This window comes from Rhizobium sp. 1399, assembly GCF_031455475.1.
Classification (GTDB): domain Bacteria; phylum Pseudomonadota; class Alphaproteobacteria; order Rhizobiales; family Rhizobiaceae; genus Rhizobium.
Window position 1 is genome coordinate 14,970 of sequence record NZ_JAVDSU010000027.1, and the last position, 14,953, is coordinate 29,922.

General features: G+C 60.0%; 16 protein-coding genes and 1 pseudogene. 11 read left to right on the plus strand and 6 right to left on the minus strand.

Annotation, left to right across the window (positions count from 1 at the left end):
* Position 1: 1 nt before the first annotated feature.
* Together J2X71_RS37745 and J2X71_RS37750 are read right to left on the minus strand one after the other, a co-directional pair.
* Positions 2–1,162 (minus strand): HlyD family secretion protein, encoded by a 1,161-nt coding sequence (locus J2X71_RS37745; RefSeq protein WP_405049805.1) that lies wholly within the window; start codon positions 1,160–1,162, stop codon positions 2–4.
* A 519-nt stretch (positions 1,163–1,681) separates the two neighbouring features.
* On the minus strand, positions 1,682–1,915 hold the full coding sequence (locus tag J2X71_RS37750) for a DUF6894 family protein (RefSeq protein ID WP_310390518.1): 234 nt from the start codon (positions 1,913–1,915) through the stop codon (positions 1,682–1,684).
* 119 nt (positions 1,916–2,034) lie between these two features.
* Here J2X71_RS37750 and J2X71_RS37755 point away from each other — a divergent pair, with 119 nt between their 5' ends.
* The 3 genes from J2X71_RS37755 (at position 2,035) to J2X71_RS37765 (ending at position 3,463) form a co-directional block, all read left to right on the plus strand.
* The gene (locus J2X71_RS37755; RefSeq protein WP_310390519.1) at positions 2,035–2,754 is read left to right on the plus strand and encodes a Crp/Fnr family transcriptional regulator; all 720 of its coding nucleotides are present in this window, start codon (positions 2,035–2,037) and stop codon (positions 2,752–2,754) included.
* Positions 2,755–2,799: 45 nt separating this feature from the next.
* A complete protein-coding gene (locus J2X71_RS37760) occupies positions 2,800–3,021 on the plus strand; it encodes a hypothetical protein (protein ID WP_310390520.1) in 222 nt (73 codons plus the stop codon).
* A gap of 139 nt (positions 3,022–3,160) precedes the next feature.
* The gene (locus J2X71_RS37765; RefSeq protein WP_310390521.1) at positions 3,161–3,463 is read left to right on the plus strand and encodes a hypothetical protein; all 303 of its coding nucleotides are present in this window, start codon (positions 3,161–3,163) and stop codon (positions 3,461–3,463) included.
* An 8-nt stretch (positions 3,464–3,471) separates the two neighbouring features.
* Here the strand turns inward: J2X71_RS37765 and J2X71_RS37770 are convergent, their stop codons facing one another.
* Positions 3,472–3,714, minus strand: coding sequence for a DUF6074 family protein (locus J2X71_RS37770; RefSeq protein ID WP_025668238.1), 243 nt, complete (start codon positions 3,712–3,714; stop codon positions 3,472–3,474).
* A 228-nt stretch (positions 3,715–3,942) separates the two neighbouring features.
* Between J2X71_RS37770 and J2X71_RS37775 the strand changes: the two genes are divergently transcribed.
* Complete coding sequence (locus J2X71_RS37775; protein ID WP_310390532.1) at positions 3,943–4,722, plus strand: DUF1194 domain-containing protein; 780 nt, start codon at positions 3,943–3,945, stop codon at positions 4,720–4,722.
* Positions 4,723–4,738: 16 nt separating this feature from the next.
* Here the strand turns inward: J2X71_RS37775 and J2X71_RS37780 are convergent, their stop codons facing one another.
* Positions 4,739–5,659 carry a TIGR03571 family LLM class oxidoreductase gene (locus J2X71_RS37780; RefSeq protein ID WP_310390522.1) on the minus strand — a complete coding sequence of 307 codons (921 nt, stop codon included), beginning with the start codon at positions 5,657–5,659 and terminating at the stop codon, positions 4,739–4,741.
* A gap of 74 nt (positions 5,660–5,733) precedes the next feature.
* Entirely contained in the window at positions 5,734–5,877 is a 144-nt protein-coding gene (locus tag J2X71_RS37785; RefSeq protein WP_310390523.1) for a hypothetical protein, read from the minus strand.
* A gap of 423 nt (positions 5,878–6,300) precedes the next feature.
* Here J2X71_RS37785 and J2X71_RS37790 point away from each other — a divergent pair, with 423 nt between their 5' ends.
* Positions 6,301–6,447 (plus strand): DUF1127 domain-containing protein, encoded by a 147-nt coding sequence (locus tag J2X71_RS37790; RefSeq protein WP_113296387.1) that lies wholly within the window; start codon positions 6,301–6,303, stop codon positions 6,445–6,447.
* A gap of 563 nt (positions 6,448–7,010) precedes the next feature.
* Positions 7,011–7,904 (plus strand): AraC family transcriptional regulator, encoded by an 894-nt coding sequence (locus tag J2X71_RS37795; protein WP_310390524.1) that lies wholly within the window; start codon positions 7,011–7,013, stop codon positions 7,902–7,904.
* A gap of 49 nt (positions 7,905–7,953) precedes the next feature.
* Here J2X71_RS37795 and J2X71_RS37800 read toward each other — a convergent pair whose 3' ends face one another.
* Positions 7,954–10,083 (minus strand): TonB-dependent siderophore receptor, encoded by a 2,130-nt coding sequence (locus tag J2X71_RS37800; protein WP_310390525.1) that lies wholly within the window; start codon positions 10,081–10,083, stop codon positions 7,954–7,956.
* Positions 10,084–10,411: 328 nt separating this feature from the next.
* Here J2X71_RS37800 and J2X71_RS37805 point away from each other — a divergent pair, with 328 nt between their 5' ends.
* From J2X71_RS37805 to J2X71_RS37825, 5 genes and pseudogenes are all read left to right on the plus strand, one after another.
* The gene (locus tag J2X71_RS37805; protein ID WP_310390526.1) at positions 10,412–11,428 is read left to right on the plus strand and encodes an iron-siderophore ABC transporter substrate-binding protein; all 1,017 of its coding nucleotides are present in this window, start codon (positions 10,412–10,414) and stop codon (positions 11,426–11,428) included.
* Positions 11,425–12,468 (plus strand): iron ABC transporter permease, encoded by a 1,044-nt coding sequence (locus J2X71_RS37810; protein WP_310390527.1) that lies wholly within the window; start codon positions 11,425–11,427, stop codon positions 12,466–12,468. Before J2X71_RS37805 ends, J2X71_RS37810 begins: the two co-directional genes overlap by 4 nt.
* Positions 12,465–13,505 carry an iron ABC transporter permease gene (locus J2X71_RS37815; RefSeq protein WP_310390528.1) on the plus strand — a complete coding sequence of 347 codons (1,041 nt, stop codon included), beginning with the start codon at positions 12,465–12,467 and terminating at the stop codon, positions 13,503–13,505. The genes J2X71_RS37810 and J2X71_RS37815 overlap by 4 nt, the downstream gene beginning before the upstream one ends.
* Positions 13,502–14,344, plus strand: a complete 843-nt coding sequence (locus tag J2X71_RS37820) for an ABC transporter ATP-binding protein (RefSeq protein ID WP_310390529.1) — start codon at positions 13,502–13,504, stop codon at positions 14,342–14,344. The genes J2X71_RS37815 and J2X71_RS37820 overlap by 4 nt, the downstream gene beginning before the upstream one ends.
* Positions 14,341–14,880, plus strand: a pseudogene (locus J2X71_RS37825) (DUF2218 domain-containing protein); the annotation flags it as partial. The gene J2X71_RS37820 and the pseudogene J2X71_RS37825, both read left to right, overlap by 4 nt.
* Positions 14,881–14,953 lie beyond the last annotated feature (73 nt).

A 14,953-nucleotide genomic window follows, 5' to 3' on the forward strand; every position in this document is an offset into this window, starting at 1 on the left:
GTCAGTTCCTCGGACGCACGGTTACCGTCGGCACTACGGACATGCCGGGACCGATCGCCACATCCTTCGGCCAGTTGTCGACGACGATCTTGACCGGCACACGCTGTATGACCTTCACATAGTTGCCGGTGGCGTTTTCAGCTGGAAGCAGTGAAAAGGCGGTGCCCGATCCGGGCTGGACGGAATCGACCCGGCCACGAAGGACATGATCCGGATAGGCGTCGATCGTCACATCGACAGGTTGGCCCGGCCGCATGTCCGTCAGCTGGGTTTCCTTGAAATTGGCCGTCACCCAGATCTCGTCGGGCACGAACATGGAGACTGCCTGTCCAGCCTGGACATATTGCCCTTTCGAGCCGCTGAGCTTTACGACACGGCCGGGCTGCGCCGCCGTGATCGTCGTGTAGCTGAGGTTCTGTTCGGCCGCTTCGACCTCAGCTTCCGCCTGATGCAGACTGGCGACGGCGCTTGCTCGTTGTGCTTCGGCGGCTGCCTTGTTCTTGATGGCCGAGGTGACGCTTGCCTGCGCCTGAGCGGTACTCGCCCTGTCCTGCCTCAACGTGGACGCTGCCTGCTGTGCGGCCTGCTCTGAGCCGGCGCCGCTTTTCACCAGTTGCTGCTGCCGGTCGTTTTCGTCCTGCGCATACTGAAGGGCGGCTTCTGCCGAGGTCTGCTGCGCCTTGGCCTCGTCGATCGCTGCGGCTGCGGCGGCAATCTGCGCTTCGGCGCTGGAAATCGCTGCCTTTGCGACATCGTCCTGGCCGTGCGCCTGATCCAGTGCGATCTGGTAGTCGCGAGGATCGATCTTGGCGATGACTGCGCCGGCGTCGACATGCTTGTTATCGGAGACAGGAACGTCCGCGACGTAGCCTGACACTTTGGCGGCGACGGAGAAGCTGCGAGCATCGACGAAGGCGTCGTCCGTCGTCTCATAGGGATGGAAATAGATGAGCCAGATGAAATAGCCGGCGACAGCAAGAACAATCAGCGCGAGAACGATGAGCAGGGTCGCCATTGGATGGCGGCGGATCACGGAAGGGCGCTTCTCGGCTTCCGTGTTCTTTTCGACCTCCTTGGTCGGGGCTTCGTCTCTTGCGGGATCGGAGGGCTGATCTTGCCCGGCGGCGGCGCGCTGGTTCTGGGGCACGGCAATGTCTTTCATTTTGAAAACCTGAAACCAACGCCGGATCATCGGCTTCGGTTCCGGTCAAAACGCCGCATGGATGGACGGAGGCGACACGCCGAAGGTCGCCCATGGCCTGCAGATCAAGGTGTGCTGGCGACGGGATTGAAGCATCCGCGCTCGGTCTATGTGCTGCCGAACGGTGCGGTGCCGGCGGTCGAATCCATCGCTCCGCGGTGAAGCAAGTCGCAGACATCAACCTTCCCTCTTGAGCTCGGCCTTGCCGTACACAAGGTCGGCGGCATCCGAGAATAACCTCTCAAATCTTGGTGCGCCGCGGGAGATAATCCAGTCCACCGCGTTCGGTCGAAGGACATGCCAAGCCGTTCCGCAGACATCTCGAAGCGACAGCCCGGTTGTGTCAAATTTAAATGCTGGCAAATAGACTGCCAGCTATGGTCCCGCCGCATGCACGGTCTTGCATGTCATGTCAGGGGGCACGAGTTTGTCACGTTCGATCAATTATTTACCGGCCACCCGGCTTCGCTTGGGGTGGAATCAATCCAGCCATTCGTTCGAAAAAGCGAGACTCGCGACGGATATGGGCCGCTGTTCGGACCGGACCGTCAACGATATGATGGTTCTCTCTCCGGCTGGCAGTTCATCACGTGCGATATCGACCAGGATTCGTGCCATCTCCCTGAGCACCTCGGCTCGCGAAGCAAGTTCCGTTCCCTCATTGTCCCGGATCGGGCCGTCACCATTGTGAAGGTCAAAAAAGTATCGGGCCATCTGCTCACACTATTAGAATATTTCATCATGAAGTGCCGGCCGTCCAAATTGTTCCATTCGCCTATTTTGTTAGGAAGTCATCATTTTTCAGCTTTCGCCCGAAACAGGGAGAGCCGTTCGTGATCGAGCCTCTCCTCCTCAATCTCGAAAGTCATGATGTGCTCTCTACGGCGGAGATCGAGCTCCTACGCTCCATCGTCGGCCGCGAAAGGTCCGTGGCAGCAGGCGAAGACCTCGTCTCCGAAGGAAGCCGGCCCAATCATTCCACGCTGCTCCTCGATGGGTTTGCAGCCAGATATAAGGTTCTGGAAGACGGCACCCGGCAGATCACTGCATTGCAGGTCGCCGGCGATTTCGTCGATCTTCATGCCTTTCCGCTGAAGGTGATGGACCACGGCATTATCGCAATTTCAAATTGCCGTGTTGCTTCGGTGGATCACCAGGAGCTGAAGGCGATAACCGAGACCAATCCGCATCTGACACGCCTGCTATGGCTCGATACTCTGGTCGACGGGGCGGTGCACCGCGAATGGATTGTTACCATGGGCCGCCGTTCAAAGAAGGCGCATATCGCCCATCTTATCTGCGAGCTCTATGTCCGGTTGCGCACGGTGCGCAGGACGAACGGGTCAAGCTTCCAGCTACCGCTGACGCAGAATGCCATGGCTGATGTTCTCGGCGTTTCGCTGGTTCACCTCAACAAGACGCTGCAATCGCTGAGGAAGGAAAAGGCTTTCACCTGGGAGGGGAGGGTGATTACCATTCTCGACTGGGACAAGCTGCAGAAGATCGCCGGCTTCGACGCCGGATATCTGTCGCTGTCGATCGAAGCGCGATAATAACGTCTGTTATGGGAAATGTCAGACCCAACAAGCGAGTGCATCATGATCAACCGTTACATCAAACCTCGAGACGAAGCGCTGACATCGGATGACCTCGCCACATGCCAGAATGTGCTGGATGTGCTGAAGGTCGAGTTCGGGCTTGCCGATGACGACGAAGATGTGGCCCGTTCGGCCGCGATCATCATCGAACTCTACCGTCAGGGCGTGCATGACGAGGAGCAATTGAAGACGCTGGTCTTTGCCACGCGCGGCAAGATCTGAAGCCAGTACGTCTTCAATGTGGATGGATCGATCTGGTTTGTCATCCGCCCAAATCCCATCTTTATCGCGCGACATCAGCGCTGCTGTTGCGATTGAAGCCGCAAGCGTTGCTGGTAACCCGCCCGCATCAGGAGGTCTTATGAGAAGTTTGATTTTAGCGGTTGCCCTCTTGCTCCCCACGGCTGCCTCTGCTCTCGACGCCGTGGAGGTCAATGCGCGCGACCATTCTTGCCGCGAGCTCGCGCAGATTATCCAGCAGAAAAAGGCCGTTTTTGTTCGCATGGGCATCGGAGGCCGAAGCTTCCGATATCCGCCTGCACGATGCCGGTTGGGCGATAAATACAGCGTGGCCAGACTGCGCGCAGCCAACGGGGAAATGTGCGTGCTCGATTACGAGTGCGTTTACGACCCGCAATCCTTCTACAACCGCTTCCCCAAATAATGCTTTTTCTATCGCTCTGCCGCTGCGGCGTAGACGACCTGAAGCTCCATCTGTACCGCATCCATGAACAGGGCGGCCTGCCGCGAGAGTTCGTGATCGCTGCAGCCCTGTTCTCTTAAATTGGCCGCGAACCCGGCCATCTCCGACCGCCAGAAGCGGTTGGCGGCCTCGCCGTGAAGGTTCTGAAGGGCCTCGGCGCAGCGCCTGATATCGGCTGTGCGTCGGTCGGCGGGAAACTGCAGAAGCGGCATGCTATCTCCGTCATTGCTGGGCGAATCGCCAAGTGTCCCGCAGAATGGCTGTGAGTTCTTCACAAGTGGTGAAGCTGATCGCGAAGACACGACTCTTCAAATGCTGCCCGTTCGTTCGATTGCACCCACCATCACCGAAAATTGACAGGATGCACTCTGGCAGCACTCGCCGTCGCGCCAAGCTATTATGTTAGAGTTCTCGGCATAACGCAGTGATGGGAAGTGATGATGCTGACAACACTTGCGATGCTCGCGAGCCTGTCCGGCGCTGCCGCCACGATCGCGCTATCAGGCCAAAACGAAGTCGATGTCGAGCTGGTGCTAGCCGTCGATACGTCCCGCTCGATGGATTACGAAGAGGTCCGCATCCAGCGCGAGGGCTATGTAGAGGCGTTGCGGCACAAGGAGTTCCTCGACGCCGTGAAAGGAGGCCTGACCGGGCGGATCGCTGTCAGCTATTTCGAATGGGCCGGCTATGTCGTGCCCGGTTCCGTCATCGACTGGCAGGTGATCGAGACGGAAAAAGATGCGCTGGATTTTGCCGACAAACTGGAAGCGCGGCCGATTGCTACCCAGCGCCGTACATCCATATCCGCAGCGATCGTTCAAGGCGCATCGATGCTTGCCGCGAGCCCCTACAAGGGTCATCGCGAGGTGATCGACGTTTCCGGTGATGGTCCCAACAATTCCGGCGATCCCGTCACACCTGCACGGGATGCGGCTCTGGAGGCGGGCATCGTCATCAACGGACTGGCCATCATGCTGCGACCATCCGATGTGCCCGAGGGACTCGACAAATATTACGGCGACTGCGTGATCGGCGGCCCGGGCTCGTTCGTCTTGCCTGTCCATAAGATCGAGGATTTTGCCGTTGCCGTCCGCAGGAAGCTGATCTGGGAAATCAGCGAGCTCGAACCGCCAGCACGGGTCCGAAAAATTGCGACGAACCAGCCTACAACGGACTGCCTTATTGGCGAGAAGACTTGGCAGAATTTCTTCGACCGCTAACCGCGTATTTCAGAGATTATCGAGACGCCTGCAGTTCTGCGGCTTGGCTCAGTCGTGGCAGAACTTCTCGCGCGACGATCTCAAGATCGGTGAGAGCCTTGCGCCCATTGACGAGCAGGTTGAAAGCAACGTGGTGAACGCCGAGATTGCGGAGGGTAGAGAGAGCGGCGAGCAATCCCTCTGGTCCGGTTCGATATCCGAGATTGATCTCCTCGATGTGGTCTGATGGCGTATCCAGGAGATCGAGGGCCATGGCCTGACCTATGCCCCGGAATTCAGTGGTCGTGCGCTGTATCGCCCCATGCCAGAGGGCTATCCGGTCCTTCTGTGCGCCAAGGGGCCGGTGGTAGGTCATCCAGGCGCCGGCGTTTCTGGCAATCCACTCGAGTGATTGCGAGGACGAACCGACGGCGACCAGTGGAGGACGCCGCCCGCTGCGCGGACGGATCTCGAATTGGTTCTCACCTGCCTGCGAGCCGACATGTCCGTCAAGCGCATTGCTGAGTGCAGCCCAGTTGGACCGAAACAATTCGCGCCGGTCGTCAACACTGCGGTCGAAGGCCGCAAACTCCGACGGACGGTCGCCGGAACCAAGGCCGAGAATAAACCTGCCCGATGATAGGGCGTCCATCGATAGAGCCGCTTTGGCGACATGAAGCGGATGGCGCAAGGGCAGAACGATTGCGCCGGTCGCCAATGCGATCGAACGGGTAGATGCCGCCAGTGCGCCAAGCAGCACCCATGGGTCGGAATGCCCGATGGGATCAGGATAGGCGGGACTGTTCAACGGAACGTCGCGGACCCAGATTGCCGAGAAACCGAGCTCATCGGCGCGGCGCGCAAGCTCCAGTTGAAGGCCGAAGTCGATGTCGTGCCGCTCTCGCTCCTGCATGGGGAGAACGATACCGATTGTTAGCCGTGAATCTTCGAAGAGCATCGGTCATTGTCCAGCACTGCTCACCTGCACTTGGGTGATCCGGGCAAGCTTTGCAATAGGGTGTGATGCTGCGGCTACCAGAGGGCGACCGGTGCACTTGCGAGAAAATGTTCGAGAGCGGAAGCGACCAAGGGGGCGACGGCCACGATCTCCTCATGGGCGGCGAAGACGAGCAGCCCCAGCAGCGAAATCACCGATCCGACTTCCAGGGCAGACATCGGTCTGGCCCCGGACACTGGTACACTAGTGGGTAGAGCGGCGACGGCTGGCCGGATCGCATTTTGTCTATTGTCGTTTGCAGGATGGAACAGGCGGACAGGACGAGGATGAGCGAGACGGGATTTACTGCATATTCCAGGATAGGCTTCGCAGATTGAGCTAGACATCGAACGTACCCCTGATCGGCTTTGGAGGATCGTCGGGATCACGTGGGGCTTCGGCGGACCTCCTTCAATTATACTCACGGATAGGAAGTTGCCCAAGAAGAGGCCAGTAGTCCGTCGTGTTATGCGTTTTGTGCATAGGTGTACTGTAGTCTGAACGCTACTCATTCCCCAACCCCATATTATATATTTCTCATCAAAGCGAACGAAGCGCCGCTACCTGGCAGCTGTCGCTAGACCCACGGAAAGGGGATTACAATGAGCATCGCACGCACCTTCAACAACTGGCGCAAGTATCGTCAAACCGTTACTGAGCTTGGACGTATGTCGAGCCGCGAACTGAACGACCTGGGCATCGCTCGTGGCGATATCCGCGACGTCGCACGCGCAGCCATCGGTCGCTAAGACCAGTTCTTAATGAATGCTAAACGCGCTCGCCTGATGATGGCAGGCGCGTTTTTTGCGTTATATGAGCTCTTCTTCTGACGCATAGCGCATGGCAGCCTTGCAAATATGTGCCTAGAAGACTGGCAGCGATCAGCCTATATTCCGATTCAACGAAGCGATGAAACTCCTCCCTCGTCGCTTTGTCCCAGACGCGGCTTACCTCCTCCCAAGCCAGCGTCTAAGTGGCGGCATCCTCCTCCCGTCGCCACGCGTCATAAAAGGCGTCTGCTGGATCTCCTCCCCCGGCAGACGCCTTATTCCTTTCGAGCGACGGCCTCAGTCACCAATAGTCTCGGTAAGCTTTATCAGGGTTCTGCGGACATCATTCACGATCGGTGCAGCCGCCGTAGGCCGCATTTGCAGAAACATGATAATTGCACTCATGTTATTTTTGGCTTAGAAGCCGATAGGAGAGCTTGCGATAGCTCGTAGAAGGCCATCGGGACAATGGCTGCAGCGGGTGTTTCCGCTCTTCTGACTGGTGCGATATCGTTCATGCTGAGCAAGGATGGATCCCTACATTGAGTTTCTGGCATTCCATGATCTGGCACACTGAAGGCATCCGCGTGATGGCGCCGGTCAAATGGCGCCAGTTCGATGGGCTTGTGAGTGTCTTCTGGGAAGCCGAAAGCCAGTCAGGCGCGAGGGGCTATTACCTCTCGGACGATCCGCGCATCATGATTTTCTTCAGCGATGTTTCGTCCCAGATCCGCATGTCGAACCGCGACGGCGACTTTCAGCAGCACTACAGGCCTATGACGCGAGCGGTCTATGTTCCGCCCGGCATGCCGATGTGGACGACGAGCGGCACCACGCATCGCTTCTCGCACCTCAATCTGCATATGCACAAAGACCGGCTGCTGCGATACCTCGCGCCTTCGGTCGGCAATTCCACGGCGATGGCGGCATTGCGCAATCCGGTCGAGGTGCAGGATACCGGAGCAATCGAAACGCTGGCCCGCCTTGTCGTCGACGAGGTCTCCAGCCCATCGAAACATGAAATCTATGGCGAAAGCCTCGTCGGCAGTATCGTCAGTGGTTTGCTGGACATTCCCCGACAGGGTGCCGAGCAGCCGAACGGAAGGCTGACGCAGGCGCAGATGAACAAGCTGATCGCCCGCGTCGACAGGCTGAGCGATTGCCGCCTGACCGTCGCCGAGATGGCCGAGACCGTCGGCCTGTCGGAAAGCTGGTTTTCCAATGTCTTCAAGCAGACGACCGGCAAAACGCCGCTGCAATGGCAGCTCGGCAAACGCATCGACCATGCCAAGCGGCTGCTCACCGAAAGCGAGCTTGCCGTTGCCGATATCGCCGCCCAGCTCGGTTTTTCCGATCAGGCGCATCTGACCAAGGTTTTCCGCCAGATCGCCGGCGACACACCCGCTGCCTGGCGGCGGATGCAGCAGCTCCGCTAAATCCCAAAAAGGTGGTTCCGCCCGCAAGGATGCGGACGGGACCGGCCGATTACCAGGTCTGGCGCAATGTTGCGTAGATCGCGCGACCCGGATTGTAGAAATCCGCTCCGAAGCCGCCATAGGCGACATGCTTTTCGTCGAACAGGTTGCTGACATTCACATCGAAGGATGTGTTTTCCTGGATCTTGTAGCTGAAGGCGGCATCGAAGGCGATGCTGCTGCCCGTCGACTGGGTGTTGGCGTCGTTGAAGTAGTAGGAGCCGGTATAACGCGCACCGAGGCCGAAGTTCATGTCGCCACGGAAGCCGTTGCCGGGAATTCCGTAGTTCACCCAGAGCGAGGCGATGTGATTGGGCACGAACGACATTTCGTTGCCCTCGTTGCCGAGCGTGCCGTTCTCGACGATGTCGGAGACCATATAGGAATAGGCGGCCGTCAGGCTGACATTGTCGGTAATTTCAGCCTTGGCCTCGAGATCGATACCACGCACGCGAACCTCGCCGATCGTCTCCTGGAAACCGGTTGCCGGGTTGGTGCGGGTAATGTTGTTCTTGGTCAGATCGTAGACTGCCGCGCTGAAGAGGGCAGGGAATTCGTCGGGCCGGTATTTGACGCCGACTTCCCACTGTTCGCCGCGCTCGGGATCAAGCGTCAGCGAGGCCGGCAGCACCGATTCCGCGTAGCTGACATAAGTCGCCACCTGATCGGTGATCTTGTAGCTCAACGCGGCGCGCTTGGTGAACTCGCTGAGATCGGCATCAGAGGTCGAGCCCGCCATGTTGTTCTGCTGCTGCAGGTCGAGCCAGTCGTTGCGCAGGCCGACGGAGGCGGTCAGCTTGTCGAAGAAGGTCAGATCCTGCTGCAGATAAAGGGCCGTAGTCTTCTGGTTGTTTGTCAGGCTCTGGTAGAGCGGAACCGAAGTCGGTGCGCCAGTATAGACGGGGTTTGTCCAGTCGATGCCTGGGGCGCCGCCGAAATAGCCATCATTGTCGGATTGCAGATTGTTGTATTGGAGACCGACGAGGCTGCGGCTGTCAATGTCCTCGAAATTCGTTTCATATTGCAGGCGGGTATCGATGATGAAGTTTTCGACCGCCTGGTCATTGGCGAAGAAGGCACGGTCGGCGATGGTCGAGCCGTTTGTCGGCGTCGCCGAGATATAGGCATAGCCGAAATTGCTCTTGGTATTGCTGTAGCGCGCATTCGAGCTCAAGGTCAGGCCCGAGCCGAAGTCATGATCAAACATGACACTCAGCGTATTTCTGTTGACGTCGCGGTAGTTGAAATCAGGCTCGCCGAAGAAGCGGCTTCTCGCAAAATCCGAACCAACCGGATGACCGCCGCTGCCGGGAACGCCGTCCTTGTCCAGATGGTCATAGACCACCGTCAGATTGGTATCGGCGCTCGGGCGCCAGGTCAGGCCTCCCATGAAGAAGTTCTCATCGTCCTGCGAGTAGTCATATTCCTCGTCGGCGCGCTTCACCTTGCCGGTGATGCGGTAGGAGAAGGTATCGTCCTCGGTAATGTTGTCGCCGAAATCGATACCCGTCTCGCGGTGATCAAAGGATCCGCCGGTGACATAGGCCTCGCCGAAGCGCTCGCTTTTCGGCCGCTTGGTCACGAAGTTGACCGCGCCGCCGGGGTCGGAAACACCAAAGGTGGTAGAATTGGCACCCTTCAGCACTTCGACGCGCTCGAAAGCGAAGGGCTCTTCGCGGATGCCGCCGAAGGGGTCGCCGAGCGTCAGGCCGTCGCGGTAGGTATAGGCATCGAAGCCGCGGATCTTGAAGTAGTCGAAGCGGTCGTCCGAGCCGTAGAAATCGGTGGTCACACCGGATGTATATTGCAGCACTTGCTCGGTATCTTGCGCGCCGCGCTCCTGGATCTCCTTCGACGTGATGACGGAGATGGAGGCTGGCGTGTCGAGAAGATCGGTCGCCATACCGTTGCCACTGATGGTCTTGGTCGCGACGATTGATTTGGAATCATTATCGGTATCGAGGCCGCTGCCCTGAATGACGATCGGTGCCAGAGTGGTGACCGTATTCGAATTCCCGCTCTCCTGACCGAGCACCGCGCCCGGTGCAAGGGCGACAAGCGCCGTGCAAGCGAGAAGGACCGCATTCCGGTAGCGGAGGAGGGTCTGTCGCGAGTGAGCGTCTGTGCTTTCGATGTCCATGTTCACGTTCCAGAGGTTGGTGTCGCCGTTGCGGCCCTTCGACAGGGGGTGCCGAATGGAATGCCGGTTTGAGGATCGGTCCGCACGGCATGTCGGCAGCCGGTGCGAACGAGAGATTTGCTCGCGGACCGGCTGCCCAATGATTGGTTCGATGTCCCCTGCGACGGCTACTAACTTGAGCACGCTTGTCCAGTATTGTAAATTTCCCGGGTTTTGTAGGATCCCACGGAAATCTCAACGCTGTAGCCCCGAAGCGCCGGCATGACCGTTGACGCAGGTAGATTAACCTGAAAGTGGAGGTCAACTTAAAACTGGCGGAGTTTGCACGATGCTGCGCTTTTTGCTTCTGGCCGCGAAACTGGCGGTAACCTGTGTCTGGCTGAATGTCGCTGCGTCCGGCAGTGGCTGGGCTGACGAGGGCACGTCTTATCCCGTTATCATCAAGCATGCTTTTGGCACGACCGTCGTCGCCAAGAAGCCAGAGCGGGTCGCGACGGTCGCCTGGGCCAATCATGAAGTGCCGCTGGCGCTCGGCATCGTGCCGGTCGGTTTTGCTGCTGCCAATTTCGGCGATGATGACGGCGACGGGCTGCTGCCATGGGTCGCCGACAAGCTCAAGGAGTTGCATGCCGAAAAGCCCGTCCTGTTCGACGAGGGCGACGGCATCGATTTCGAGGCGGTCGCCGCCACCCGGCCGGACGTGATTCTGGCGGCTTACTCCGGCCTCAGTCAGTCCGATTACGATACGCTGAGCCAGATCGCCCCTGTTGTCGCCTATCCGGAGGCGCCCTGGTCGACCGATTGGCGCGAGATGATCCGCCTGGACAGTGCCGGGCTTGGCATGGCGGCAGAAGGTGATGCGCTGATCAAGAAGATCGAGGGCGGAATATCAGAGACCATCGCCGGCCATCCCGAACTGCATGACAAGTCGGCGATGTTCATCACGCATCTCAACGCGACCGATCTCAGCACCGTAAATTTCTACACGACCAACGATACGCGCGTGAAATTCTTCGCCGATCTCGGGCTGAAGTCTCCAAAGAGCGTCGTTGAAGCCTCGGCTCCAGGCAAGTTCGCAGGCTCGATCAGCGCCGAACGCATCGATTCCTTCGATGATGTCGATATCGTCGTCACCTACGGAAACCAGCAGCTGCTCGAAGAGCTGGAGAAGAATCCGCTGATGGCGAGAATGCCGGCCGTTTCCAAGGGCGCACTGGTGACGCTCGGCCGCAATCCGGTCGGCACAGCCGCCAATCCGACGCCGCTGTCGATCTCTTGGGTTCTCAAGGATTACGTGGCGCTGCTCGCACACGCCGCCAGAAACTCTCCCAGCAAGCCCCAATGATCGCACGCAGTCCGAAATCATCAGCCCGGCCACCCATAACTGCCCGGTCGAACCAGGCCCGCAGCCTCTGGCTTCTCGGGCTCGCTGCGGCTCTTGCGTGCCTCTGCGCGCTCTCGGTCATGGTCGGCACGCGTGACGTGGATTGGGCGGATATTTCCGCGGCCCTTGCCGGCCATGCGGACACGATCGGACAAGCGGCGGTGACGGTGCGCATTCCGCGTACGTTGCTTGCCGTCATCGCCGGCGCAGCACTTGGCCTTGCCGGCGCGATCATGCAGGGTGTGACGCGCAATCCGCTCGCCGATCCCGGTATTCTTGGCGTCAATATGGGCGCATCGCTCGCTGTCGTCGTTGCTGTCGCCTGGTTCGATATCTCCTCGAACGAAGCCTATATCTGGACGGCGATCCTCGGGGCCGGATGTTCCGCGGTCTTCGTCTATACGATTGGTTCGCTCGGGCGTGGCGGGGCGACGCCCTTGAAACTGGCGCTTGCTGGCGCCGCAACCTCGGTCGCCTTCGCCTCCATGGTCATTGCCGTCGTGCTGCCCCGCAACGATATCGCCGGCGGCATCCGCTCCTGGCAGATCGGCGGTGTCGGCGGGGCGACCTTCGAACGTATCCTGCCGGTTCTGCCGGTTCTCGCGGCCGGCCTCCTCATCAGCCTGCTGTCGGCGCGCAAGTTGAATTCTCTGGCCCTCGGCGATGAGCTGGCGGCAGGCCTTGGCGAGCGCGTAGCGCTAGCGCGCGGCGTTGCTGCGCTCGGCGCCATCCTGCTTTGCGGCGCGACCACGGCGGTCTGTGGGCCGATCGGCTTTCTCGGCCTCGTCGTGCCGCATCTCTGCCGTCTGCTGGTTGGGATCGATTACCGCTGGCTCCTGCCCTTTTCGGCGATCGGCGGTGCCTGTCTACTTCTGGCGGCCGATGTCATCGGGCGCATCGTCGCGAGACCCGCGGAGCTTGATGTTGGGATTGTCACCGCGCTGGTTGGCGCGCCCTTCTTCATTGCCATCGTCAGGCGTCAGCGGGTGCGTGAGTTATGACCGTGTTTGCCTCTTCTCTCGATCGCATCGTTGATAGCAGACGCCGCCGGATGCGCCGGCACGTGCTCGTGGTCGCTATGCTGCTCTGCCTCGTCGTGGCGACCTTCGCGCTCACCCTGTCGCTCGGACAATCCTTCACGCCGCCCGGCGATGTCATCCGTGTGCTGCTCGGTGAGAATGTGCAAGGCGCAGCCTTTGCCGTTGGCCAGCTCAGGCTGCCACGCGCCGCATTATCGGTGTTTGCAGGCCTGAGCTTCGGGCTCGGCGGCGTCGCCTTCCAGATCATGCTGCGCAATCCACTCGCAAGTCCCGATATTATCGGCATCAGCTCGGGGGCGAGCGCGGCTGCCGTCTTCGCCATCGTCGTGCTGTCCCTGAAAGGGCCGATCGTTTCCGTCCTGGCCGTCGTCGCCGGTCTCGGAGTGGCCCTCACGGTCTACGGACTGTCGTCTCGCAATGGCGTGGCGGGCACGCGGCTCATCCTCGTCGGCATCGGCGTATCCGCCATGCTGGAAAGCGTCATAGCGTATATCCTGTCGCAGGCACCGGCCTGGAGCCTGCAGGAGGCGATCCGCTGGCTGTCGGGCAGTGTCAACGGCGCCCAACTCGGCCAGGCGGCTCCGCTGCTTCTGGCGCTTATCGTCTTCGGCGGGTTGCTTCTTAGCCGTCCACGCGACCTGGAGGCACTGCGGCTTGGAGATGATACGGCCGCCGCCCTCGGTGTCGGCGTGTCGCGCACCCGCATCATGATCATCGTGGCAGCCGTCGGCATGATCGCCTCGGCAACGGCGGTGACAGGCCCGATTGCCTTCGTGGCCTTTCTGTCGGGGCCGATCGCCGCGCGTATCGTCGGGAACAACGGCTCGATCCTCATTCCAGCTGCGCTCGTCGGTGCGGTGCTGGTGCTGGCGGGGGACTATGCCGGCCAGTTCCTGCTGCCGAGCCGCTATCCGGTCGGCGTCGTCACCGGGGCGCTCGGTGCCCCCTATCTGATTTTCCTGATCGTGCGCGTCAACCGGACCGGAGGCTCGCTATGACCATCCATACCCTCACAGCGAGCGGACTTTCGGCCGGCTACGGTGAAGACGAGATCCTGCACGGGCTCGATCTCGCCGTCCCACCCGGCAAGATCACCGTCATCGTCGGCTCGAATGCCTGCGGCAAGTCTACGCTGCTGCGCGCCATGTCGCGGTTGCTTTCGCCGCGCCAGGGACAGGTGTTGCTCGACGGTAAGTCGATCCATCGCACGCCGCCGCGCGAACTTGCCCGCACGCTGGGTCTGTTGCCGCAATCACCGATCGCGCCCGAAGGCATCACCGTTGTCGATCTCGTCAGCCGTGGCCGCTATCCGCACCAGAGCTTGTTTTCGCGCTGGACCCGCAAGGATGACGAGGCCGTCGATGCTGCGCTGACCGCCACCAAGACCTCGGATCTTGCTGAAAGACCGGTGGACGAACTCTCAGGCGGGCAGCGCCAGCGGGTGTGGATCGCGATGGCGCTCGCGCAGGAGACGGAAATTCTCTTGCTCGACGAGCCGACAACCTTCCTCGACATCAGCCATCAGGTCGAGGTGCTGGATCTCCTGACCGATCTCAATCATGCGCGCGGCACCACCGTTGTCATGGTGCTGCATGATCTCAATCTTGCGGCGCGTTATGCGGACCACCTCGTCGCCATGACGGATGGCGGCGTGCATGTGTCCGGCACGCCGCAGGAGGTGCTGACAGAAGACAATGTGCGGCAGGTCTTCGGCCTTGAAAGCCGCATCATCACCGATCCCACATCCGGCCAGCCCATCATGCTGCCGATTGGCCGTCACCGGATGGCGGCGAGTGAACGCGAACTGCAACAGGCATTCCACAAGGAGGACAGATGACCACGGCTCAGGAATTCAAGCTCTCGGGTGTCGCGCTTCCCAGGGATGCCGCAGCCATGCTTGGCGAAATCTGCGAGCATTTTGTCGAGCATGCCGAAGTGCAGCGCAGTGAAGACCTTGCGCTTCTGAAGAGCAAGGCCGGCACTGCCGAAATCCGTATTGAGGACCGCAAGCTGCTGATCGAGCTTTCCTGCTCCTCGGAAAAGGCGCTGCAGATGAGCCGTACCATGCTTGCCGAGCACCTCTTCTATTTCGCCGGCGACGATCCGCTGGAACTCACCTGGTCCGATCCTGGCGCACTCGCCGTGCTGCCGAACATCCATGAGGCCACCGTTGTTTCGGCCGAGGATGTGACGGCGCATATGCGCCGGGTGAAATTCGCCTGTGCCGACGTCACGCCTTTCATCGGCGGCGATATGCATGTGCGCCTGCTCGTGCCGCCGAAGGCCAGGGCACCAGTCTGGCCGGGTCTGCGGGCGGACGGCCGCGTTGCCTGGCCCGAAGGCGAGGACGAACTCCTCTTATGTTCGTTTACAAGAGGTGGAGACACAACTTCCCCGCCGCCTGGAGGCGGATGCGGGTAATTAACACCGTTGAACAAAGCAGGAG